20 protein-coding genes and 2 pseudogenes are annotated in these 20,404 nt (G+C 71.6%); 9 read left to right on the top strand and 13 right to left on the bottom strand.

Annotated features, from left to right (window positions below; translation table 11 throughout):
- Positions 1-17: 17 nt before the first annotated feature.
- The 3 genes from J7F03_RS06380 to J7F03_RS06370 form a co-directional block, all read right to left on the bottom strand.
- Complete coding sequence (locus tag J7F03_RS06380; protein WP_251071492.1) at positions 18-299, bottom strand: hypothetical protein; 282 nt, start codon at positions 297-299, stop codon at positions 18-20.
- A 133-nt stretch (positions 300-432) separates the two neighbouring features.
- A complete protein-coding gene (locus J7F03_RS06375) occupies positions 433-663 on the bottom strand; it encodes a hypothetical protein (RefSeq protein ID WP_214947663.1) in 231 nt (76 codons plus the stop codon).
- A gap of 7 nt (positions 664-670) precedes the next feature.
- Positions 671-991, bottom strand: a complete 321-nt coding sequence (locus J7F03_RS06370) for a hypothetical protein (RefSeq protein WP_214947662.1) — start codon at positions 989-991, stop codon at positions 671-673.
- A 452-nt stretch (positions 992-1,443) separates the two neighbouring features.
- Here J7F03_RS06370 and J7F03_RS06365 point away from each other — a divergent pair.
- A pseudogene (locus tag J7F03_RS06365) lies at positions 1,444-1,998 on the top strand (alpha/beta hydrolase); the annotation flags it as partial.
- Positions 1,999-2,094: 96 nt separating this feature from the next.
- On the opposite strand, the gene J7F03_RS06360 reads toward J7F03_RS06365, so the two are convergent.
- From J7F03_RS06360 to J7F03_RS06350, 3 genes are read right to left on the bottom strand one after another with little or no spacing between them, the layout of a single operon-like run.
- Complete coding sequence (locus J7F03_RS06360; protein ID WP_214947660.1) at positions 2,095-2,655, bottom strand: hypothetical protein; 561 nt, start codon at positions 2,653-2,655, stop codon at positions 2,095-2,097.
- Positions 2,656-2,657: 2 nt separating this feature from the next.
- Complete coding sequence (locus tag J7F03_RS06355; RefSeq protein ID WP_214947659.1) at positions 2,658-4,460, bottom strand: DEAD/DEAH box helicase; 1,803 nt, start codon at positions 4,458-4,460, stop codon at positions 2,658-2,660.
- Positions 4,461-4,464: 4 nt separating this feature from the next.
- A complete protein-coding gene (locus J7F03_RS06350) occupies positions 4,465-6,042 on the bottom strand; it encodes an MFS transporter (protein WP_251071491.1) in 1,578 nt (525 codons plus the stop codon).
- Positions 6,043-6,593: 551 nt separating this feature from the next.
- On the opposite strand from J7F03_RS06350, the gene J7F03_RS42600 reads away from it, so the two are divergent.
- Entirely contained in the window at positions 6,594-7,382 is a 789-nt protein-coding gene (locus J7F03_RS42600; RefSeq protein ID WP_374104277.1) for an acyl-CoA thioesterase domain-containing protein, read from the top strand.
- Here J7F03_RS42600 and J7F03_RS06345 read toward each other — a convergent pair.
- From J7F03_RS06345 to J7F03_RS06335, 3 genes are read right to left on the bottom strand one after another with little or no spacing between them, the layout of a single operon-like run.
- A complete protein-coding gene (locus J7F03_RS06345; protein ID WP_308379161.1) occupies positions 7,276-7,533 on the bottom strand; it encodes a transposase in 258 nt (85 codons plus the stop codon). The two genes, J7F03_RS42600 and J7F03_RS06345, sit on opposite strands and share 107 nt — an antisense overlap.
- Positions 7,534-7,560: 27 nt before the next feature.
- On the bottom strand, positions 7,561-8,319 hold the full coding sequence (locus J7F03_RS06340) for an aldo/keto reductase (protein ID WP_214947657.1): 759 nt from the start codon (positions 8,317-8,319) through the stop codon (positions 7,561-7,563).
- A 29-nt stretch (positions 8,320-8,348) separates the two neighbouring features.
- Positions 8,349-9,266 (bottom strand): SMP-30/gluconolactonase/LRE family protein, encoded by a 918-nt coding sequence (locus J7F03_RS06335; RefSeq protein ID WP_214947656.1) that lies wholly within the window; start codon positions 9,264-9,266, stop codon positions 8,349-8,351.
- 127 nt (positions 9,267-9,393) lie between these two features.
- Here J7F03_RS06335 and J7F03_RS06330 point away from each other — a divergent pair, with 127 nt between their 5' ends.
- The gene (locus J7F03_RS06330) at positions 9,394-9,834 is read left to right on the top strand and encodes an Lrp/AsnC family transcriptional regulator (RefSeq protein ID WP_214947655.1); all 441 of its coding nucleotides are present in this window, start codon (positions 9,394-9,396) and stop codon (positions 9,832-9,834) included.
- Positions 9,835-9,901: 67 nt separating this feature from the next.
- Here J7F03_RS06330 and J7F03_RS06325 read toward each other — a convergent pair.
- The 3 genes and pseudogenes from J7F03_RS06325 to J7F03_RS06315 form a co-directional block, all read right to left on the bottom strand.
- Positions 9,902-10,039 (bottom strand): annotated as a pseudogene (locus tag J7F03_RS06325) (HAD family hydrolase); the annotation flags it as partial.
- 116 nt (positions 10,040-10,155) lie between these two features.
- Positions 10,156-11,490, bottom strand: coding sequence for a DHA2 family efflux MFS transporter permease subunit (locus J7F03_RS06320; protein ID WP_308379159.1), 1,335 nt, complete (start codon positions 11,488-11,490; stop codon positions 10,156-10,158).
- Between the two features lie 99 nt (positions 11,491-11,589).
- The gene (locus tag J7F03_RS06315; RefSeq protein WP_214947653.1) at positions 11,590-12,252 is read right to left on the bottom strand and encodes an NADPH-dependent FMN reductase; all 663 of its coding nucleotides are present in this window, start codon (positions 12,250-12,252) and stop codon (positions 11,590-11,592) included.
- Between the two features lie 111 nt (positions 12,253-12,363).
- Here J7F03_RS06315 and J7F03_RS06310 point away from each other — a divergent pair, with 111 nt between their 5' ends.
- The 5 genes from J7F03_RS06310 (at position 12,364) to J7F03_RS06290 (ending at position 17,265) form a co-directional block, all read left to right on the top strand.
- Positions 12,364-13,011, top strand: coding sequence for a TetR/AcrR family transcriptional regulator (locus J7F03_RS06310; protein WP_308379156.1), 648 nt, complete (start codon positions 12,364-12,366; stop codon positions 13,009-13,011).
- Positions 13,012-13,199: 188 nt separating this feature from the next.
- On the top strand, positions 13,200-14,357 hold the full coding sequence (locus tag J7F03_RS06305) for a serine hydrolase (RefSeq protein ID WP_251071490.1): 1,158 nt from the start codon (positions 13,200-13,202) through the stop codon (positions 14,355-14,357).
- A 402-nt stretch (positions 14,358-14,759) separates the two neighbouring features.
- On the top strand, positions 14,760-15,269 hold the full coding sequence (locus J7F03_RS06300; RefSeq protein WP_214947651.1) for a GNAT family N-acetyltransferase: 510 nt from the start codon (positions 14,760-14,762) through the stop codon (positions 15,267-15,269).
- 64 nt (positions 15,270-15,333) lie between these two features.
- On the top strand, positions 15,334-15,849 hold the full coding sequence (locus J7F03_RS06295) for a SigE family RNA polymerase sigma factor (protein WP_214947650.1): 516 nt from the start codon (positions 15,334-15,336) through the stop codon (positions 15,847-15,849).
- Positions 15,850-15,987: 138 nt separating this feature from the next.
- Positions 15,988-17,265 carry a hypothetical protein gene (locus tag J7F03_RS06290; protein ID WP_214947649.1) on the top strand — a complete coding sequence of 426 codons (1,278 nt, stop codon included), beginning with the start codon at positions 15,988-15,990 and terminating at the stop codon, positions 17,263-17,265.
- 108 nt (positions 17,266-17,373) lie between these two features.
- Here the strand turns inward: J7F03_RS06290 and J7F03_RS06285 are convergent, their stop codons facing one another.
- Positions 17,374-19,032: a bifunctional 3'-5' exonuclease/DNA polymerase gene (locus J7F03_RS06285; RefSeq protein WP_214947648.1), complete on the bottom strand. Its 1,659-nt coding sequence runs from the start codon at positions 19,030-19,032 to the stop codon at positions 17,374-17,376.
- A 189-nt stretch (positions 19,033-19,221) separates the two neighbouring features.
- Between J7F03_RS06285 and J7F03_RS06280 the strand changes: the two genes are divergently transcribed.
- Positions 19,222-20,388, top strand: a complete 1,167-nt coding sequence (locus tag J7F03_RS06280; protein WP_214947647.1) for a DUF2786 domain-containing protein — start codon at positions 19,222-19,224, stop codon at positions 20,386-20,388.
- Positions 20,389-20,404 lie beyond the last annotated feature (16 nt).

The raw sequence follows: 20,404 nt of genomic DNA, 5'->3' as shown, positions 1-20,404 counted from the left end.
CAGCCCCATCTCCTGGTTCAGGGCAGTGAGCTCGTCCGCTGCTGCCCGTCGCTTCTGATCGTCCTGGCGCGCAGTCCGATCAGGAACGGCCGCGAGACGTTCAGCATGTCGGCGGCCTGCTGTGTGGTCAGCTCCGCGTGCTCGGGAACGATGGAGACGGCACGGCCGGCTGCAATGTGGCTCAGTACGGTCGCCAGCAGTTCCACGGCTTCGCGGGGCAACTCGAGATCGGCATTTCCGTCCTCGATCCGGAACCGGATCCGCTCGGTACGCGGGGAGCGGGCAAGGGACCTCTTCACCGGCTTCAGTGCCCGGGCCGCGAAGTCGGCACCGCAGCAATCGAAATAATCGAAACAGATTCTGGCGGGTGAGCGCGGTGTCCGGACGGCCGTCCCCGGACCCGGGACGCGTCGCGTCGCGTCGGTAGGGGCGCTACCCGAGGCCGGCGTACTTCTTCCTGATTCGGGACCGCCAGGCCCAGCGGGCGAGGGCGCCGACGGCCAGGGAGGTGAGGATCGCGCCCCAGTCGATGACGTGGGGCAGCCCGGGGAAGAAGGCGAAGAAGGCGAGGCCCGCAGCGGTGCCCGTGAGGAAGGCGCTGATGCCGGCGCGGCGGAGTCTGGTGTCCCAGGCGCGGTCTTCGGGCATGCTCTCGGGGCTCATGTGCGGCTCACTTCGTGATGTGGTGGCACTGGCTGGCTCGCTGGACACCATTGACGTGGATCTGTGCGCACGCCCTGCCGTAGCGGGGGAGTTGCTGAGGTGCGTTGTCCCGCATCGGGTTGATCTTGCACTCGGTGTGGGTCTTGCCGCGGGACGTTCGGTAGATCTTGTTGTCGGTGTCCGCGTAGGTGAAGTCGATGCGCCAGTTGCAGAAGCCGGCGTTGAGGGCCCCTACGAAGCCGCAGTCGACGCCCGCGTTCTGGTAGGTGATGTTCTTGCCCTCGCCGCGGATGATGTGGGTGAACATGCAGCCTGTCGGGATCTTCATGGTCACACCCCCGACCTGGTAGTCGAAGGTCGCCACGGGTGTCGAGCCGATGGCGCCGGCATGTGCTTGGGCGGGGGGTAAGACGGCGAACGTGGCTGTCGTGGCGAGAGCGGCGATGATTCGCGGTGTGAGACGCTTGCCCGTTCGTGTCCCCTTCTGGCGGAGTATCTCTACAGGCAGGAACTCCTTTTGTAGGCTCGGGGTTCTGCCCCGGAGCGCAGTCCACTGTGAAGAGTGATCAGCCCGGGCGTGTGCTCACAGACCGTTGTCGCCGCCCACGGATGTCGATCGCATGCGTGAGCGCTCCGTGAGCGGACGGGCTGGCACAGGGTGGATTGGGCGGCTCAGGGCCCAGGAGCCAGCTCAACGGGACCGCGCTGCTGCGGACGTGAGAGAGGGGTCACCGAACAGGGTGACGGCGGCCGTGTACCCGTCGGGAACCGTGGCGTCGCGAACACTGGGCGCCGCTGGCGAAGATGATGGGCGACGACTATCGCTGTCATATTCCCCGGCTGCCCTGGCACGCGGGGAACGACTATCGGTGGGGCCTGGCCGCCACGGCGGCTCAGTGGGTCGACCGGGTGATCGAAGCGGTGCCGAGCCGGGTCTCCGTCGTCATGGCCCATTCCATGGGCGCCGCCGCGGTGCTGCGGTGGCTCGTGGCCGACGTGGACCGGGACGTCGACGCGATCGTTCTCGTCTCCCCGTACTACCGGGCGGACTCCATACGATCCGGACTGTCGGTACTGGAGCGGATGAAGAGCATCGATCCGGAGATCCTCGACCACATCGCCGGGAAGTTCTACGACCGTGCGGGCCCTCAAGCGATGATGGCCGTGTGCGAGATATACCTGTCGACGGCAGGTGCGGACATGAGCGCCAACAAGATTCCGACCATTTCTGCCACACGCAACAGACCGAGCAGGTGTACGGCGAGATCACGTCCTTTCTCGAAGGACTTCCGGTCGACGCCACGGCGCGGGCGGAGCGGGAGAGCGGGGCCGTGACGGCTGGAGGATGCGGAGGCGTCCGCGGGCTCAGCCGGTGGTGAGGGTGCGTGCCCGCCAGGCGGGCACGCACCGCTCCCCCTCAGGCCGACCCTGTCACTCGGCCGCCGTGAAGTAGGCGGCCTGGTCAAGGGAGTTGAGCGCGATCCAGCGCCGCTCCGTCGCCTCGGCGGGCGCCTGGCCGCCGCCCGCCGAAGCGCGGAAGAAGCCCTGCACGTCGAGAGCGATGCGGGGATCGTCGTCGATGCGCCGCGCCATGTCGTAGTAGACGGCCAGCTCGTGGACGCACCGCGGGGTGGCGGCCGGGCAGGAGCAGTCGACGCTGTCGAGGGCCGGCGCGGGCGGATGGCCCGCGTCGGCGATCGCGCGGTACAGATCGTCGGTGAGCAGGGGCTGGATGCCGCTCAGCCGGCGGGAGATCTCGGCCGTCGCCCCCGAGGACATCGGCGCGACCTCGATCGTGACCACCGAGGTGCCGCGGCCTCGGTGCACGACGGCGCGTACGGTCCGGTCGTCGAACGTGATCTGCACCTTCCCGTCGCGCGCCATGCGCCGCGCGCTCGGCAGCTGGGAATCGGGACGGGTCTGCTGCAACGACTCGGCGAACCGGACCCAGTCCTTGCCCCACTTCGTGTAACCGTAGTCGCGGTCGGCCATGGTCAGTTGACTCGCTTCCGGCGCAGGACCCCGATGAGACGGTCGTCGTCCAGGCGGGTCAGCTCGGCGACGCTGGACATGTCGGCGATGTCCGACAGCGCGGACTTACGGTTGTGCATGGCCGCGATGTGCTCCTCGACGGTGGTCCCCGTGGTCAGGGTGGTGACGGTGACCGTGCGAGTCTGACCGATCCGGTGGACCCGGTCGGACGCCTGGGCCTCCACGGCCGGGTTCCACCACCGGTCGAAGTGGATGACGTCGGCCGCGCGCGTGAGCGTGAGCCCGGTGCCCCCGGCCTTCAGGCTGAGGATGAGCACCTTCGGACCGTCGTCGGACTGGAACCGGCGGACGATGTCGGCCCGTTGCTCCTGGTTCAGGCCGCCGTGGAAGAACGGCGTACTCACCCCGAACTGTTCGGCGAAGTGCCGGACCAGCAGCTCACCGGTCCGCCGGTACTGGGTGAAGACGAGGGTCGGAGAGTCGTTCTCCAGGTTGTTGGCCACGATGTCGGTGCACAGGTCGAGCTTTCCCGACCTGCCCGGCAGCTCACCGAGGTCGTCAGTGACCAGGCCCGGATGGTTGCAGACCTGCTTGAGCGAGGTCAGGACCGCGAGCACCCTGGTCTGCCGCTGGGCGCCGCTGCCGAAGCCGTCGTCGATGACCTGCTCCAGCAGCCGGTCGTACAGCTGCTCCTGCTCCTCGGTGAGGTCGCAGAGGAGATCGGCGTGGATCTTGGGTGGGAGTGACCCCGCGACCTGGGACTTCTTCCGCATCAGTACGACCGGCTCGATGGCCCCGCGCAGCCGGGCGGAAGCGGCCGGGGAGCCGTCCGCGATCGGCCGGACGAAGCGACGGCGGAACTGCGTCCGGTTCCCGAACAGGTGCGGTGCGACCAGATTGAGCAGGGCCCACAGCTCCTCGAGGTGATTCTCGACGGGGGTTCCGGTCAGGGCGATCCGCGCGTCGGCCGCGATGGTGCGCGCGGCCTTCGACACCAGCGTGCGGGGGTTCTTCAGGACCTGTGCCTCGTCGAAGACCGCGGTGCTCCAGTGGATCCCCGCCATGGCCTGGCTGTGCGTGCGCAGCGTGGGGTAGCCGGTGAGCACCACCGTGCCGCTCTCCACCGCGGGCAGCGGCCCGCCGCGCCAGATCATGGTCCGCAGGGCGGGTGCGAACCGCGCGATCTCGTGCGCCCAGTTCCCCACCAACGACGTGGGACACACCACCAGTTGCGGCAGTTTCTCGGCGCGTCCGGCGACACAGCCGATGGTCTGCAGGGTCTTGCCGAGTCCCATCTCGTCGGCCAGTACCGCGCCGCCGTGCGTGTCGATGGTCTCGCGCAGCCAGCTCACCCCGCGCACCTGATACGGCCGCAGCTTGGCGTTGAGTGCCGTGCGCATCTCGGCCCCCACCGACGTGGTGCGGCGGAAGACGCCTCCCGCGTGCTCCGCCGTCGTCACGGCGACACCCGTGGCGTCGGGAACCGCGTGCGCGGCGATCGGCAGCGCCGACTCGCCGCCCGCGATCCACGACCGCCACACGTCCACCGACCGGCCGGGCCAATCGAGGGGCACGGACACGAGCCGGTCCGGCTCGATCAGCACGCAGTCGACGTCGGACACCTTGAGCCTGCCGAGGTCCGGCGTCGGGACGACCAGGGGAACGGTCTCGACGTCACCGACCGGCGGGGCCGCCCCCACGGCGCCGTCGGCCCAGGTCCACAGGGCGAACATGTGCCGGTCGGGCAGGTACGTGGCCTGACTGTCCGACCGCGCCTCGGGGAGTTTCTTCCGGCTGCTTCCCATGGCGTCAGCGGGTGCCCACGTCGTCGCCCTCGCGGGCGGGCCGGCTCTCGGCACCGGCCCGGGGGGCCGCCTCGTCCGTGGCCGGGCCGCCGACCCGCGCGGGCTCCGGCTCGCCGCCGGCGGCCGCGGGCTTGCGGACCGAGCGCAGGGCGACCAGGAGCACGGCCGCGCCGAAGAGCGCGATGAACATGATCCAGACCGCGCCGACATGCATGGCGTGGACGAACGCGTCGTCGGCGGCGTGCCCGAGCGCGGGCAGGTGGGACGTGGTGGCGGCGTGCCGCGCCTGTTCGGCGGAGACCCGCGCCTGCTCCCGCACCGGTCCGGGCACACTGTCCAGCGAGGGTTCGATCGCGCGCCGGTACACGATCGACATGATCGTGCCGCCGACGGCGATACCGATCACGCTGCCGGTCTGGCGCACGGTGTTGGTGACGGCCGCCCCGGCACCGGCCCGCTCCAGCGGCAGCGTGCTGATCAGCGCCGCGGTCACCGGGCCGATCACCATGCCGATGGACAGGCCCTGGACCAGCAGCACGATCTCGATCCCGACGAGGGGCGTGCCCAGCCCGAAGAGCCCGTACGCGCCCATCGTCAGCGCCGCCACGGTCAGCGCCGGCACGGCGACGAGCCGCAGCGACCAGCGGTGCACCAGGCGGGCGCCGACGGGCGCGCCGAAGATCGCGCCGAGCGCGGTCGGGAGGCCGGCCAGGCCCGCCTCGATCGGTGAGAAGCCGCGCGCGCCCTGGAGGTAGAACGCGTTGTAGAAGGTCACCGCGGACATGGCGAACAGGAGCAGTCCGAGCGCCACGTTGCTGCCGCCGAACGCGCGCTGGGCGAGCAGCCGGGGATCGAAGCTCGGCATCTTGCTGCGCAGCTCGACGCGGACGAACACGGCCAGCAGGACCAGTCCGAGGACGATCGGCGCCCAGACGTCCGTACGGCCCCAGGCCGCCACCTGACCCGCGCGGATCACTCCGTAGGCGAGCGCCGCGAGGCCGCTGATCGACAGCAGCATCCCGGCCGGGTCCAGCGGTCGCACCACGGGGCTGCGGAAGTCCGGGACCAGCAGGGCGATGCCGATCAGCGCGAGGACCACGACCGGGACGTTGACCAGGAAGACCGAGCCCCACCAGAAGTGGTCGAGCAGCACCCCGGCGAGCACCGGGCCCACGGCCATGCCGACACCGGCGGAGGTCGAGGAGATGGCGATCGCGGTCGACCGAGCCGGGCCGGTGAACGTCCACATGAGGATGGCCAGGTTGGCCGGCATGATCAGCGCGCTGCCGACGCCCATCGCCGCCCGGGCGGCGATCAGCTGCCCCGCGTCGCCCGCGTACGCCGCCCACACAGAGGACGCGGCGAAGACCACCAGGCCCGTCGAGAGCACGGCCCGGTGGCCGAAGCGGTCGCCCAGCGCGCCCGCGGTGAACATCAAGGTGGCGAAGGCCAGCGTGTACGAGCCGGTGGCCCACTGCAGCTCGGCCGGGCCGGCGTTCAGCCCACGGGCCGGATCCGCGAGGGTCTCCAGGGTGGTACTCAGGACGGTGTTGTCCAGCCAGATCAGCAGTGAACACACCATGAGAACGGCAAGAATCGACTGCTGCCTGGACTTCGGCAACGCGGATGTGGTCATGAATACCTTCGGATGCGGTCCGGAAAAGCTGACGAGCGGACCGTAGGCAACCGTCGGGCGTGTGTCAATTCTCGGGCGGCCCTAACGGTCGGAGATTTTTGCGGCGCCCCCGAGGGCATGCCGCCAAGCGCTCTGTCAATTCTTGAAGAGGTGACCGGACCGGTGGTTTAGTGCGCTCCCGGGGGCATGTCGCCAAGCATCCTGTCAATTTCTGATCCCGTTGTTTGACCTCGCGCGAATTCCGTGCCCCACGCCGTCTTCTGCCCTGTCCCGCCCTGTGTCCCGCGCCGTGCGCCGCACCGGGGACGCGGGGCGCGGGGTGGGAGCCGCCGGGAGCGGCGGAGTACCCAGACGGGTACTCCGTGCGGACGGCCCTTTCGGCCTGCCGGTTCAGCAGGCCGAACGTTCTTCCCCGCATATCTTCCGAATGGGAGGATCGGAATTCACCCGGGTCAGCGGAACGGAAGTCGCCGGGGTACGCATGGAGAGGCAGGGGGATGACCCTGCAGCGCCAATGGTGGAGCGGGAGCGACAGTTGTGTATCGGACATTCTCTCGGTGTGCTCATTGGATTCGGATCGTCCTGTTCTTCACTGGCGCGGTCAGGGGATCTCCGGTGCCGAACTGAACCGCTCCGTCCTCGAGATATTCCATGCGCTGCGTGACAACGGCGTACGGAAAGGGGATGTCATAGCCGTTCTGGTCGCCCCCAACAGCCCTGAAATGCTCACCGTGGCTATGCCGCGCACCTGCTGGGAAGCGCCGTCTGCTACCTGCGGTCCGCCCATCCCGTCGGCAGCGCGGCGGTCCTTCCACCGGAGCATGCTCCGGAACGCGGGCGAGGGGCTGCCCGCGGGCCTGGTGCCCAGGGCGCTGCACAGCTCGTTCCTCGCGCCGGTGTCCGACCGCGGGCTCCTCGTGCGATCGGACGTGGTGCGCCGGTCGAGGTCCAGCGCCGTCGTCCGTTCCGTGATCCTTCAGCACGAGCGGCCGGTGGCGCTTGGGACGGCCCTGTTCGGCGCCGGGGTGGCCGAGCCGACGGTGCAGGCGTCGCCACCCCCGGCGGTGCCGGCGCCGGAGAGGTGCCCGGACGCGGGGTTCCCCCCACTTGGTGGCAGGAAAACTGACAGGTCTTGGCCGGGCCGGGCCGCAGTGAGCCGAGTTTTGCGACCGGCCACGGTCATGCGGGTCGCTGCTGGCTCTCGATGTACGGACGTACGACGGTCAGCGGCGCCCCGCCGCAGCTCCCGGCAAAGTATGGTCGGGACCAGAATTGGCCGTGCGTGATGGCGCGGTTGACCTGCCCGGTGTACTGCTGGCTGAGGCGCCGCGAGCCGACGCCCTTGAGGCTGTTGACCAGCTTGGACAGGGCGACTTTCAGCGGGGTGGCGGTGAGGAAGGCGCAGCGGATTGGCACGCCGGCCACCGTAATCACCACCCTCGCAGCGCTCGACGGTGTCCGGTGCTACCAGTGGTGGTGGACCTGGGGGCGGATGCGGTGGTCGTACAGGGCGCGTATGGCCTTCAGTGTCGCGGGCGGTAGTGGGGGGAGGGCTGTGGCCGACGCGTTGGCGCGGGCCTGTTCCGGGGAGCGGGCGCCCGGGATCACCGTGGTCACGCCCGGCTGCTGGATGATCCAGCGCAGTGCGGTCTGTGCCGGGGTGGCGCCCCGGGGTGTGAGGGCCCCGAACTCCGCCGCCGCCTCGACGCCGGACTCGAAGTCGACGCCCGCGAAGGTCTCGCCCCGGTCGAAGGCCTCGCCGTGGCGGTTGTAGGCGCGGTGGTCGTCCTGCCGGAACACCGTGTCCTTGGTGTACTTGCCGGAGAGCAGGCCGGAAGCCAGCGGCACCCTCGGCGGGCAGTGGAGCTGCACCAGGTCCAGCGTGTCCACGCCCAGGTTGGCCCGCGAACGGTCCGTCCAGGCCCGGAAGTTCTCCAGCGTGTAGCCGGCGGCCCGCTGCTCCGCCCGACGCCCCGTCTTCGTCGCGACGAACACGTCGGCATCCGGGCGATCCCGCAGGTAGCCGCCGATCAGCCGCTCGCTGCGGCCGTCGCCGTACTCGTCGGCCGTGTCGAAGAACGTCACGCCCGCCGCGACGGACGCGTCCAGCAGGGCGAAGGCGTCCTCCTCGCGCACATCGCCCCAGCCCCCTCCCAGCTGCCAGGTCCCCAGTCCGACGACGGACACCTCGCGGCCCGTCCTGCCCAACGCCCGCTGCCGCATGCGGTGATCCTCCGGGGAAGTGGCGGGGTTCAGGCGGCCGTCGGTGCGGCCTTGACCCCCATGACCAGGGAGTAGAGCGTGTCGTTCGCCGTGATGAAGAGGCGGTTGCCCCTCGGGCCGCCGAAGCGGATGTTGGAGACCGTGTTGGGTACGAGGATGCGGCCGAGCAGGGTCCCGTCCGGTGCGTAGCAGTGCACGCCGCCGCCCATGGCCGCGGCCCAGAGGTGGCCCCGGTCGTCGAAGCGGATGTTGTCGAAGCGGCCCTCCTTGGCCCCTTCGGCGAAGATCCTGCCCTTCGAGAGGGTGCCGTCCTCGTGCACCTCGAAGGCCCGGATGCGGTTGGCCCGGCTGTCGGAGACGTAGAGCTCGCGCTCGTCGGCCGAGAAGACCAGGCCGTTCGGGCCGCTGAAGCCGTCGGCGACGAGCCTGACCTCGGCGGTGTCCGGGTCGATCCGGTAGACGTTGGTGGCGCCGATCTCGGGCTCGCCGCGTACGCCCTCGTAGTCGCTGGTGAGCCCGAAGTCCGGGTCTGAGAACCAGATCGAGCCGTCGGACTTGACGGTGGCGTCGTTCGGGCTGTTGAGCCGCTTGCCCTGGTAGCGGTCGGCGAGCACGGTCACCGAGCCGTCGTGCTCGGTGCGGGTGACCCGGCGATTGCCCTGCTCACACGTGATCAGGCGGCCCTGGCGGTCCAGGGTGTTGCCGTTGGGGTGGCCGGCGGGCGAGCGGAAGACGCTGACCGCGCCGGTCGTCTCGTCCCAGCGCAGCATCCGGTCGTTCGGGATGTCGCTCCAGATCAGCTGGCGCCAGGCCGGTATGTACAGCGGGCCCTCGGCCCAGCGGGAGCCCACGTGGAGGGTCTCCAGTTGAAGATCGCCCGCGGCGCACTTCTCCGTACGGAACCTGTCGTCGAGTACTTCGTACAGCGCGGGGCGGCCGGTGGCCATGTCCGTTCTCCTTCAGTCGTTCCGTACTTCACTTCAACCGCTGAACGCCATCCTGTCGGAAGTGAGTATTGCAGGATGACGTATGGTCAGGGCAAGAGATTTGATGGAGTGGTTCGGGAGGAGTGTCATGGACGATGTGGACCGGAAGCTGCTGAACCTGCTGCAGGAGGACGCCTCGCAGGCGTACGCGGCCCTGGGCAAGGCGGTCGGGCTCTCCGCGGGCGCGGCTCACGAACGGGTGCGCAAGCTGCGCGAGTCGGGGGTGATCCGCCGCACGACGATCGACGTCGACCCGGCCGCGGTCGGCGCCGGGGTGCTGGCCTTCGTCATGGTCGACTCGTCGGCCTGGATGGGCGACTCCGGTGAGCGCTTCGCGGCGATCCCCGAGCTGCAGGAGGCCCACATCATCGCGGGCAGCGCATCGGTCCTGGTGAAGGTCAGGACCGGGACGACCGAGCAACTCCAGGATGTGCTGCGGCGGTTGTACGCGATCGACGGGGTCAGCGGCACGCAGGCGACGGTGGCCCTGGAGACCTTCTTCGAGAGGCCGGTGTCGGCGGAGGCCTGAGGTGGGTCCGTGGACCGCGGTGGCGGGCGGGACCTCGGGGTGCGGGTCCCGGGTACGGCGGCGAGGCCTACCGCTCGAGCAGTCCCGGAAGTTCCCGCATGTCGTGGAAGACGACCGTGCCGGGCCCGGCGAGCCACTCGGCGGGGGTCAGGCCGCCGGCGTAGCCGAAGGCCCGCATCCCCGCGGCGCGGGGTCGCTGTCGGCCAGCATGCCGTCGCAGTCGAATATCACGAGCTCAATCGGATGGATCATCCCCACAGGGTAGGCAGGGCGCGCGGGTGGTCATGCGCGGTTCGCTTCGTCGACGAGGGCGGGCCGTGGTCAGGGGTGGCGGGTGGGGAGGGAGGGAGTGGGGAGGAGGGCCAGGGCAAGGAGAGCTGCGGCGATCGCGTATGTGGTGCGGAAGCCGGGCGGGGTGGTGCCTGCCGTGCTCAGGGCCACGGAGGTGAGCGCCGTTCCCACCGAGGCCCAGATCTGGGCGTTGATGCTCAGGATGGTGCTCGCCGCGGTCATGCGGGCCTTCGGGAGGCCGCGGCTCGCGGTGGTCATCGCCGGCATCAGGACCATGCCGGCGCCGACGCCCATCACCATCGACGCGCCGACGACCCGCCAGGCCGCTACGTCGGGCGTTCCGGTCTGGAGTGCCGTCAGGGCCATGCCCAGCGCCCCCGTCGCGATCCCGGCACGGATCAGCCGGCGCGGGGAGACCTTGTCGATGCGGCGCGAGGCGATCTGCATCGTCAGGCCCACGACCAGGCCGACCGGTGCGCCCAGCATTCCCGCCGCTGTCGCGCTCGTGCCGCGCGCCTGCTGCCAGTACATCGGGCCCAGCAGCATCGAGCCGAAGTAGCCGCAGGTGAACAGCGCGAGCGTGGCGACACCGGCGCCGAAGGTACGGTCGCGCAGCAGCCTCAGGTCGAGCAGCGGCTCGCGGGCCGTCAGCGCGCGGCGGCCGAAGGCGGCGACGAGCGCGGCGCCGGTGAGGGCGGGCAGGAGCACGCCGGGTGCGGTGAGGGTGCCGCGCTCCGCGCCCCGCGCCAGGCCGAAGAGGAGCAGGGCGAGTCCGGGCGAGAGCATCAGCAGGCCCGGGACGTCCAGCCCGGGCGCGGGGGCGGCGGACGGGTCGCGCGGTGCGTCGGGGCGCAGCAGCTTCGCGGCGAGGGCCAGCGCCGCCGCCCCGACGGGCAGGTTGACCAGGAAGATCCACTGCCAGGACGCCACGTCGACCAGCCAGCCGCCCAGGACCGGCCCGATCACCGGTCCGACGATGATCGGGAGGCCGAGCAGCGCCATCACCCGCCCGAGCCGGGCCGGGTCCGCGCCGCGCATCACCATGGCCATGCCGACGGGCATGAGCAGTCCGCCGCCGAGGCCCTGTACCGCCCGGAAGGCGATCAGGCTCCCGGCGTCCCAGGCGCACGCGGCGAGCAGCGACCCGAGGGTGAAGAGGGCGAGGGCCGTCAGATAGGTGCGCTTGGGGCCGATCCGCCCCATCGCCCAGGGCGCGACCGGGATGACGGCGGCGAGCGCCAGCGTGTACGCGCCGGCGGTCCACTGGATCGTCGCCAGCGGTGCGTCGAAGGCGTCGGACAGGCGGTGCAGCGCGACGTTGACGATCGTCATGTCGAGCACCGACATGACCGAGCTGACGATCACGACGCCCACGGTGCGGCGGAGTCGGACCGCCGTGAGATCCGGCGGAGGGGCCGCTTCGGTTGTCGGAGGTGTGGTCCGGGTGCTCATCCCGTCGCTCCCTCAGCCCTGGTACGGGTGGGTCGCGCGGGCGGCGCGCAGCGCCCGGCCCCACCAGGCCAGCTGGCCGAGCATGCCCTTGACGGCGCCCTCGGACACGGCGGTGTCGCGCGGTACGCCGTCCTCGCCGAGCCCTGACCACGGCCCGTGCAGGCTGACGGAGTCGCGCACGGTCATGGCGTGCAGCTCGGCGAAGATCAGCCGGAGCTGTTCGACGGCGCGCAGTCCGCCGCCGAGGCCGCCGTAGGAGACGAAGCCGGTGGGCTTCGCGTGCCACTGCCCGTCGTGCCAGTCGATGAGGTTCTTCAGGGCGGCCGGGAAGCTGTGGTTGTACTCGGGGGTGACGATGACGAAGGCGTCGGCGGCGGCCAGCCGCGGGGTCACGTACGCCAGGGCGGCCGCGGCCCGCGGGTTCGGGGAGCCGCCCCAGCCGGGCATGGCCAGCGGCAGGTCGATGTCGGCGAGGTCGATGACGTCGAGCTCCAGGCCGCCGTGGGCCCGCGCGGCGCCGAGGAACCACTCCGTGACGGCGGGGGCCTGGCGGCCCTCGCGGACGCTGCCGACGACCACGGCGACGCGCAGCGGCGCGTCCTCGGCGGAGAGGGCGGCGGCGGAGAGGGCGGCGGTGGGAGTGGTGGTGGAGGCGGTGGAGGTGGTGGCAGGCATGGCGGTGTCCCCTCGTCGGCGGGGCGACCGCTCGGTGCGGCCGCTCCTCCGGTAAAGTACAACGTGCGTTGTAAGAATTGCAACGACCGTTGTACTTTTTGAGGAGGCGGAGTGACCGGCAGCAGCAGAAGGCTGGAGAAGCAGATCGCCATGGCGAGCGCGTCCTGCGGCGTCTTCGGCCGCGAGGGCTACGCGCGCGCCTCGGTCGACATGCTCGCCGCCGCGGCCGGCGTGTCGACCCGCACGCTCTACAACCACTTTCCGGGCGGCAAGGCGGAGCTCTTCCGTACCGTCGTCACCTGGACCTCGGGCCGCGTGCGGGACGCCCAGATCGCCCGCATCGAGGTCCTCCTCGACCCGGAACGCCCGCCCCACCCCGATGACTTGGAGCGCGACCTGGGCGCCCTCGCCCACGCCTTCGCCGCCCTCATGTCCGACTATCCGGACCACTTCGCACTTGTCCGCCACATCCACGCCGAAGCCGACCACGTACCGGCCGAGCTGCTGGAGGCCTGGACGAACGCCGGCCCGGGCCCCGTCGGCCGCGCGCTCGCCGACGCGATGGCGGGTATGGCCGCCGCCGGTCTGCTCGACGTGCACGGCGACGCGGCCATGGCGGGCGCCCACTTCACGGCGCTGGTCTCCCACTCGATCGTGCAGCTCTCCCACTACGGCGTCCTCCCGCTGCCCCAGCCTCAGGTCGACCGCCTGGTCGAGGGGGGCGTGGCCGCGTTCCTGCGCGCCTACCGCGCCGCCTGACCTCCACCCGCGCGCCGGTACGCCCTCCACACGCCCTCGTATGCGCCCCCAGTGCGCCCCCTCCGCCCCTCCGCCCAGGGGCCTCCCGTACTCCTGTCGCCCGGGCGTGGAGGCGGGGTTACGTTGGACGGATGAGAGCGACACGGTTGCGCAGGGCGGCTGTGGGGGCAGCCGCAGTGGGGCTCCTGATGGTGCCCGTGGGGGCCGGTGTCGGGTACGCGGTGGACGCGCCCACACCCCCGGCGGCCAGCAGTTCGGCCGCGTCCGAAGAGTTTCCGCAGCTCACCCCCGCCGTGGCGCGGCAGTTGGACGACGCCATCCGGAAGGTGATGGACGAGGCCAAGGTGCCCGGGGTCCAAGTGGCCCTGTCGGCGCCGGGCAAGGGAGAGTACGTACGGACCTTCGGCGTGGCCGACAAGGCCACCGGGCAGCCCATGACCGACGACCTCAACATGCGCATCGGCAGCGAGACCAAGACCTTCACCGTGACCGCGATGCTGGAGCTCGTCGACGACGGGAAGATCGGGCTGGACGACCCCATCGGCAAGTACATCGACGGGGTGCCGAACGGCGACCGCATCACCCTGCGCGAGCTGGCCGGGATGCGCAGCGGGCTGTTCAACTACTCCGCCGACGACGGCTTCTACAAGGCGTTGACCAGCGATCCCCAGCGGCCGTTCACCCCGCAGGAGCTGCTCGCGTACTCCTTCAAGCACCCGGTGCTCTTCGAGCCGAACGCGGAGTTCTACTACTGCAACACCAACCTCATCCTGATCGGCCTCGTCGTGGAGAAGGTCAGCGGACAGAAGCTGGCCGACTACATCACGAAGGAGGTCATCGAACCCGCCGGGCTGAAGCGCACCGTCTTCCCGACCGGCGCGGAGTTCCCCGATCCGCACGCCCAGGGCTACACGGACCAGACCGCGTCCGGGAAGACCGAGGACGCCGCGGACTGGAACCCCTCCTGGGGCTGGGCCGCCGGAGCGATCATCTCCGACCTCTCGGACCTGCGGAAGTGGGCCGAGGTACTGGCCACGGGTGAGCTGCTCACCCCCGCCACGCAGGCCCAGCGCCTCAAGGTCGTACCGGCCCTCCCGGGTACCGGCTACGGACTGGGCATCTTCAACGTCCAAGGATGGATCGGGCACAACGGCTCCATCCCCGGATACCAGACGCTGGCCGTCTACGACCCGCAGTCGAAGGCCACCCTGGTCGTCCTGCTCAACACGGACATCTCCGCCGAAGGCGAGGAGCCGAGCACGCTGTTCGGCGAGGCGATCACCAAGATCGTCACCCCGCAGCACGTCTACACTCTGCCGGCGCAGCCCGTCACCGGGAAGGACTGACCGTCCGACGGGCCGCCGCCTCGGCGAGTGCCGGCAGCACCGAATGGTCCGCGGCGTGCGGCAGTTCCAGCATCAGCGCGTGCTCCCCGCACCGCAGGACCAGGCGTCGCCCCCGTACGTACGCCACGTCGGCGGAGCGCGGGGTGTGCGCCTTCGCGTCCCCGCCCGTGTCCCAGCCCCCGGCGTCCTCGCTCTCGGAGTCCCGGCCCTCCGCCTCCCCGTCCCCGTCCCGGCCCGCTCCTTGTCGGCGGGGCCGCTCGCGCCGATGGCCGCGGTGTCATGTGGTGCCCCCGTTGTGGAGCCGGTCCCCTGCCGGCCCGGCCGTAGCGTAGGGCGGCGGCGGTGGTTTGTGACCCCCCGCGCACAATGGATACGGCGCGCGGGAGCGGACGAGGGAGAGCAATGAACGGTCGCAAGACACAGCGTGAAGCCCAGGTTGCGCAGAGCGCGGCCGGGGTGGTGCTGCGCGAGGCGGGCGAGGCGGACCTGGACGCCGCCGCCGGACTCTTCCGCGGCTACCTCGACTTCTACGAGGTGCAGGTCGAGGACCCGGACCGCCCCCGCGCCTTCCTGGCGGAGCGGCTGAAGGCCGGCGACTCCTTCGTCCTGCTCGCCGACGTCCCGGGAGCCGGCACGGTCGGCTTCACCCAGGTCTACCGGACCTTCTCCTCGCTCTCGATGCGTCCCGCGTGGGTGCTGAACGATCTGTACGTCGCCCCGTCCGGCCGCCGTACGGGCGCGGGCCGCGCGCTGCTGCGCGAGGTGCTCCGCCGGGCGCGGGAGGCCGGGGTGTCGGGCGTGCAGCTGGAGACGGCGTACGACAACCACATCGCGCAGGGGCTGTACGAGGCGGAGGGCTTCGTCCGCGAGGAGTTCCACATGTACTTCCACGACCTTTCCGAAGCCGTCTGAGAGCTGCTGAAACATTCCGCTGCCCCGTCGCGTCAATGGGGTGGGACGGACGCGAGGGGGAGCGATGCGGCAGGGACGCAGAGACGGGTTCCGTGAGTTCGCGGAAGGTAGATCGGCACACCTGTACCGGTCTGCCTGCCTGCTGACGAGCGGTGACACCCATCTCGCGGAGGATCTCGTACAGGAGACCTTGGGGCGGATGTACCTGCTCTGGGGGCGCATCACCCGGATAGACAATCCCGCGGCGTACGCGCAAACCGTGCTGGTACGGGCCTTCCTGACGCACCAGCGCCGCCGGTCGACGGGGGAGCGCCCGGTCGGGGAGTTCCCCGAATCGGGCGCTCAGGCGGCCGGCGGCGCCGATCCCGTGCTGCGGCTGACCCTGCTGGAGGCGCTGGGGCGGCTGGCGCCGAAGGACCGGGCGGTACTGGTGCTGCGGTACTGGGAGGACCGCAGCGTCGAGGAGACCGCCGACGCGATGAACGTCAGCTCGGCGGCCGTGCGCACCAGGAGCTCGCGGGCGCTGGGCCGGCTGCGGGAGCAACTGGGCGGATCACTCGCGGAGTTCGCGGGCCATTGAGCGGTCGGCCCGGCCCGCGCGCTGCCGGGTGCCCGCCGCCTCCGCTCCTCCTCTCCCCTTCTTCCCTCTTCTTCTCCTCTCCTCGTTCGCGCACGTGCCTCGTTCCACGACACCTCTGGACGGAAGGTCTGATTCCGCATGCCCTTTGAAGATGAGCTCGGTGAAGCCCTCCGGCGCGCGGGAGAAGACTTCACGGCCGACGGCCGTGACCTCGTCGGCGCCGGGGAACGGCGCGGGCGGCGGATGGTGGCCCGACGCCGGGCCGCCGTGGCCGGTGGATCGGCGCTCGCCCTGGCGGTGATCGGCGGGGCCGGCGCCTACACGGGCGGACTGTTCGGCTCGGGCGGCGCCGCCGGCCCGGCGAACGTGGCGGCCGTCCCGTCCTCGCCCCCGGCGACATCGCTGTCACCGGGAGAGATGCGCGAGCGGGCGCTGAAGGAGAACGTCGGCACCGGGGCCGTCTCCGAGGAGCGGATGATCGAGGTGTTCAAGGAGCTGCTGCCGCAGGGGAAGGTCACCGGTGCGAGTGCGCGGGGTACGGGCGACGAGCGCGGCCCGATGGTGGACGGCGTCTTCGACGACGGCAAGGGCAAGGGCCGCATCGGCCTGAGCCTCACCCGGATGGACCCGAAGAGCGAGGGGGCCGACGACATGCTCAAGTGCCCCTCCAAGACCACGCTGAACTACGACAGTTGCACCTCCGAGACGCTCGGGGACGGTTCGCGGATCATGCTCTTCCAGGGCTACGAGTACCCCGACCGCCGGGCGGACACCAAGCTCTGGCGCGCCACCGTGGTGACCCCGCAGGGGTTCCTCGTCGACGCGCAGGAGTACAACGCGGCGACCGAGAAGGGCTCGGCCACCACCCGGCCCGAGCCGCCGCTGACGCTCGCGCAGCTGAAGACGCTCGCCACGTCCCCGCTGTGGCACCCGGCCCTGAACGACCTGCCGGCGGCCAAGCCGGCGCCGGCGGCCGAGCCGGGGCGGTCCGGGAAGACGGCCGTGGACATCCTGGGCGCGCTGGTGAGCGGATACGGGATCCCGGTCGCGAGCAAGGACGACGACGGGGTCGATCTGGGCTACGTGGTGCTCGACGACGGCAAGGGCCAGTCACTGGCCGCCCTCCAGATCCAGCCCGACAGCAAGGACCGGCCGGGCACGTGGGCGGACCTGTTCACGGGCGCGGAGACGCTGCCGGACGGGACGAAGATCGTGACCCATCAGCGGCGCGGCGAGGCCGCGGGCGCGGACTGGTGGAGCGTGGAGGTGCTCCGGAAGAACGGGACCCGGGTGATCGTGTCGGCGTACAACACCACCACGATGAAGGGGGCGCCGACCCGGAAGGATCCGGCGCTGAGCATGCAGCGGCTGAGGGAGATCGCGACGAGCCCGAAGTGGTCCGAGTACGGGCAGTAGCCAGGGGCGGGGCCTGGCCCCGGGCTCGGCCCCGGGCTCGGCCCCGGGCTCGGCCCTGTGCTCGGCCTCAGCCCCGGCTTTCCGGCTCCGGCCGGGGGCCGGGGCGCGCTATTTCGCGTCCGCGTAGCACTCGACCACCGCCGTCGTGAACGGGAAGCGGACCGGCGTCTCGCCGAAGGTGATGCGGCCCGCGAGCTCGCCCGCCGCGCGGATCGCCGCGACCACCGCCTGTGCCTCCTCCTGCGGGCAGTGCACGATGACCTCGTCGTGCTGGAAGAACACGAGCTCCGCCCGCATCCCCGCCGCCGCGATCGACTGGCGCAGGGCCGCGAGCAGCAGCAGCGCCCAGTCCGCGGCGCTGCCCTGCACCACGAAGTTGCGGGTGAAGCGCCCCCGCGCCCGGGCGTCGGTCGAGGCATAGCTCGGGACCCAGCCGTCGGGAGCCTCCTCGGCTTCCCCGGCGTCGGCCGGCGGCGGACACGTCCTGCCGAGCCAGGTCCGTACGAGCCGGCCCTCCTCGCCCGCCTTCGCCGCGTCGTCCACGTACGCCACGGCCCGGGGGAACCGGCGGCGCAGCGCGGCCAGGTTCTTCAGGCCGTCGCCGGAGGTCTGCCCGTACACCGCGCCGAGGACGGCGAGCTTGGCCATGTCCCGGTCGCCGGAGAAGCCCTGGCGGGAGATGGAGGTGTACAGGTCCTCCGGGCGGCCGGCCACCTCCATGAAGGCGGGGTCGCGCGAGATCGCGGCGAGGACCCGCGGCTCCATCTGGTCGGCGTCGGCCACGACGAGCCGCCAGCCGGGGTCGGCGACGACGGCCCGGCGGATCACCTTGGGGATCTGCAGGGCGCCGCCGCCGTTGGTGACCCAGCGGCCGGTGTAGGTGCCGCCGGGGATGAACTCGGGGCGGAAGCGGCCGTCATGGACCCAGTCGGCGAGCCAGGACCAGCCGTGGGCGGTGTAGATCCGGTACAGCTTCTTGAACTCGACGAGCGGGGCGACCGCCGGGTGGTCGAGCTCCTGGATCTCCCAGCGGCGGGTGGACTTGAGCTTGATCCCGGCCTCCGCGAAGGCCTTGATGACGTCGGCGGGCAGCTCGGGCCGGACACGGCGGCCGAACGCGGAGGAGACGGCGTCGGCGAGCTCGGCGAGCCGGCGGGGCTGGCCGCGGCCCGCGTACCGCTCGCCGAGCAGCTCGGTGAGCAGCGCCCGGTGTACGTCGGCCCGCCAGGGCAGGCCCGCGCGGTTCATCTCGGCGGCCACGAGGAAGGCGGCCGACTCCGAGGCGACGAGCAGCCGCATCCGGTCGGGGTGGGCGGTGGCTTCCAGCCGCTTCGCCTGGTCGGCGTGGATGGCGACGAGGGCGTCCAGGGGGACGGGGGCCGGCTGGGGGTCGAAGAGGGAGTTCTGCGTGCCGGGCTCCGCCGCGCGCTGCGGGGGGTCGGGCGGGACGGGCGCGTTCGTGAGGCGGGCCCAGGCGGCGGCCGCGGAACGGGGTTCGCCGAGGCGGCCCTCGTGGGCGAGGAGGAGGAGCTCGGCGTCCTCGATGTCGTGGCAGCGCTCCACGCGGGTGCCGGCGGCGAGGAGGCGGGGGTAGACGGCGGCGGTGGACCGCCAGATCCAGCGGGTGCCGGCGGGGGCCGCGCGGATCGCCTCGGCGGGGTCGGTGGTGGTGATGCGGGCTCCGCCCGCGGTGGGGTCCAGTGGCGTGGCGTGCCACCGGCCGTCGCCGTCCTCGGCGAGGGCCCACCGGGGGGTGTGCTCGCTCATGAGTGCGAGTGTCCCACCGGGGGCTGACAGTGCGGTTCGCGCCGCGCGGGTCGCCCTGCCGTTGCCCTGCCGTTGCTCCGCCGTTGTTCTGCGGGGCCTGTCCCCCTGCCCTTCCCCCGTTCCCCGGGACTTCCCCCGGCCCCAGGGGCTGCGGCAGGGGCAGCCGGGCCGGCGTGCCAAGCTGGAGGGGTGAGAGACATCGTCGACCGGGCCTGTGAGGCCGCGTTGTACAGGCAGGATGACGCCGGGCTGGATGCCGGGGCTTCGGTGCTCGTGGGCGATGGGGAGCGGTGGGGCGGGGTCGGGCAGGCGCTGCTCGCGCGCGGGGAGGCGTACGTACGGCAGGCCTGGGAGCGGGGGTGGCGGCCGCAGGACGTGCTGCGGCTCGTGCGGCGGGACCTGACTCCGGTGCACGCGCGGATCTGCGAGGACCTGGTCGCCGCCGAGGCGAGGCGGTACGCGCGGCTGCCCGAGCGGTGGACGGACGCCGAGCCGTGGTGGGAGGACGACGCCCGTTACGGGGACCAGCTCGTGGCGCGGGAGCGGACCGACCGGTTCACCCTGGCCGGGGCCGTCCTGGAGGTGTTCCGGCTGCTGATCCGGCTGCCGTCCGTAGAGCCCGTGGGACCCCTGCCGGGGGACGCGACCGACGTACTCGAACACGCGCACATCGAGCCCCGCATGCTCGGCCGGATCCGGGCGCTCCTCGCGAAGGCCGAGGCGACCACCTTCCCCGAGGAGGCGGAGGCCCTCAGCGCCAAGGCGCAGGAGCTCATGGCCCGGCACACCGTCGACGAGGCCTTGCTCGCGGTGAAGACGGGCGTCAAGCAGATCCCCGGCGCCTGCCGGATCGGCGTCGAGGCGCCGTACGAGGAGGCCAAGGCGGTCCTGCTGGACGCCGTGGCGAGCGCCAACCGCTGCCGGGCCGTGTGGAACAGCGCCTACGAGTTCTCCACCGTCGTCGGCTTCGAAAGCGACCTGGAGGCGGTCGAGCTCCTCTACACCTCGCTGCTCGTGCAGGGCACCGCCGCCATGACTCGCGCCGAGGCCGGCCAGCGGGCGGGCGGGCGCAAGCGCACCAAGACCTTCCGGCAGTCCTTCCTCCTCGCCTACGCGAGCCGGCTCGGCCAGCGCCTCGCCGAGACGGCCGAGCACACGGTGGCCGAGGCCCCCGACTACCTGCCCGCCCTGGTCGCCCGGGACGTGGCGGTCACCTCGCGGGCCGAGGAGATGTTCCCCCGCACCACGACGACCCGGCTGCGCGGGGCCACCGACCTCGCGGGCTGGGAGGACGGCACGGCGGCCGCCGACCGCGCGCACATGGCGGACGGCAGGCGTCCCTCCCTGCGGAAGTGAGTCCGCGGGGGGCCAC

The organism is Streptomyces sp. ISL-43 (genome assembly GCF_018614195.1).
Classification (GTDB): Bacteria; Actinomycetota; Actinomycetes; order Streptomycetales; family Streptomycetaceae; genus Streptomyces.
This window is presented reverse-complemented; position numbering and strand designations above follow the sequence as displayed.

Excerpts from the sequence above, each read along its gene's own strand:
- J7F03_RS06375 (WP_214947663.1), bottom strand. The coding sequence starts at position 663 with ATGAGCCCCGAGAGCATGCCCGAAGACCGCGCCTGGGACACCAGACTC.
- J7F03_RS06370 (WP_214947662.1), bottom strand. The coding sequence starts at position 991 with ATGAAGATCCCGACAGGCTGCATGTTCACCCACATCATCCGCGGCGAG.
- J7F03_RS06360 (WP_214947660.1), bottom strand. The coding sequence starts at position 2,655 with ATGGCCGACCGCGACTACGGTTACACGAAGTGGGGCAAGGACTGGGTC.
- J7F03_RS06355 (WP_214947659.1), bottom strand. The coding sequence starts at position 4,460 with ATGGGAAGCAGCCGGAAGAAACTCCCCGAGGCGCGGTCGGACAGTCAG.
- J7F03_RS06350 (WP_251071491.1), bottom strand. The coding sequence starts at position 6,042 with ATGGTGTGTTCACTGCTGATCTGGCTGGACAACACCGTCCTGAGTACC.
- J7F03_RS42600 (WP_374104277.1), top strand. The coding sequence starts at position 6,594 with ATGACCCTGCAGCGCCAATGGTGGAGCGGGAGCGACAGTTGTGTATCG.
- J7F03_RS06340 (WP_214947657.1), bottom strand. The coding sequence starts at position 8,319 with ATGCGGCAGCGGGCGTTGGGCAGGACGGGCCGCGAGGTGTCCGTCGTC.
- J7F03_RS06335 (WP_214947656.1), bottom strand. The coding sequence starts at position 9,266 with ATGGCCACCGGCCGCCCCGCGCTGTACGAAGTACTCGACGACAGGTTC.
- J7F03_RS06330 (WP_214947655.1), top strand. The coding sequence starts at position 9,394 with ATGGACGATGTGGACCGGAAGCTGCTGAACCTGCTGCAGGAGGACGCC.
- J7F03_RS06315 (WP_214947653.1), bottom strand. The coding sequence starts at position 12,252 with ATGCCTGCCACCACCTCCACCGCCTCCACCACCACTCCCACCGCCGCC.
- J7F03_RS06305 (WP_251071490.1), top strand. The coding sequence starts at position 13,200 with ATGGTGCCCGTGGGGGCCGGTGTCGGGTACGCGGTGGACGCGCCCACA.
- J7F03_RS06300 (WP_214947651.1), top strand. The coding sequence starts at position 14,760 with ATGAACGGTCGCAAGACACAGCGTGAAGCCCAGGTTGCGCAGAGCGCG.
- J7F03_RS06295 (WP_214947650.1), top strand. The coding sequence starts at position 15,334 with ATGCGGCAGGGACGCAGAGACGGGTTCCGTGAGTTCGCGGAAGGTAGA.
- J7F03_RS06290 (WP_214947649.1), top strand. The coding sequence starts at position 15,988 with ATGCCCTTTGAAGATGAGCTCGGTGAAGCCCTCCGGCGCGCGGGAGAA.
- J7F03_RS06285 (WP_214947648.1), bottom strand. The coding sequence starts at position 19,032 with ATGAGCGAGCACACCCCCCGGTGGGCCCTCGCCGAGGACGGCGACGGC.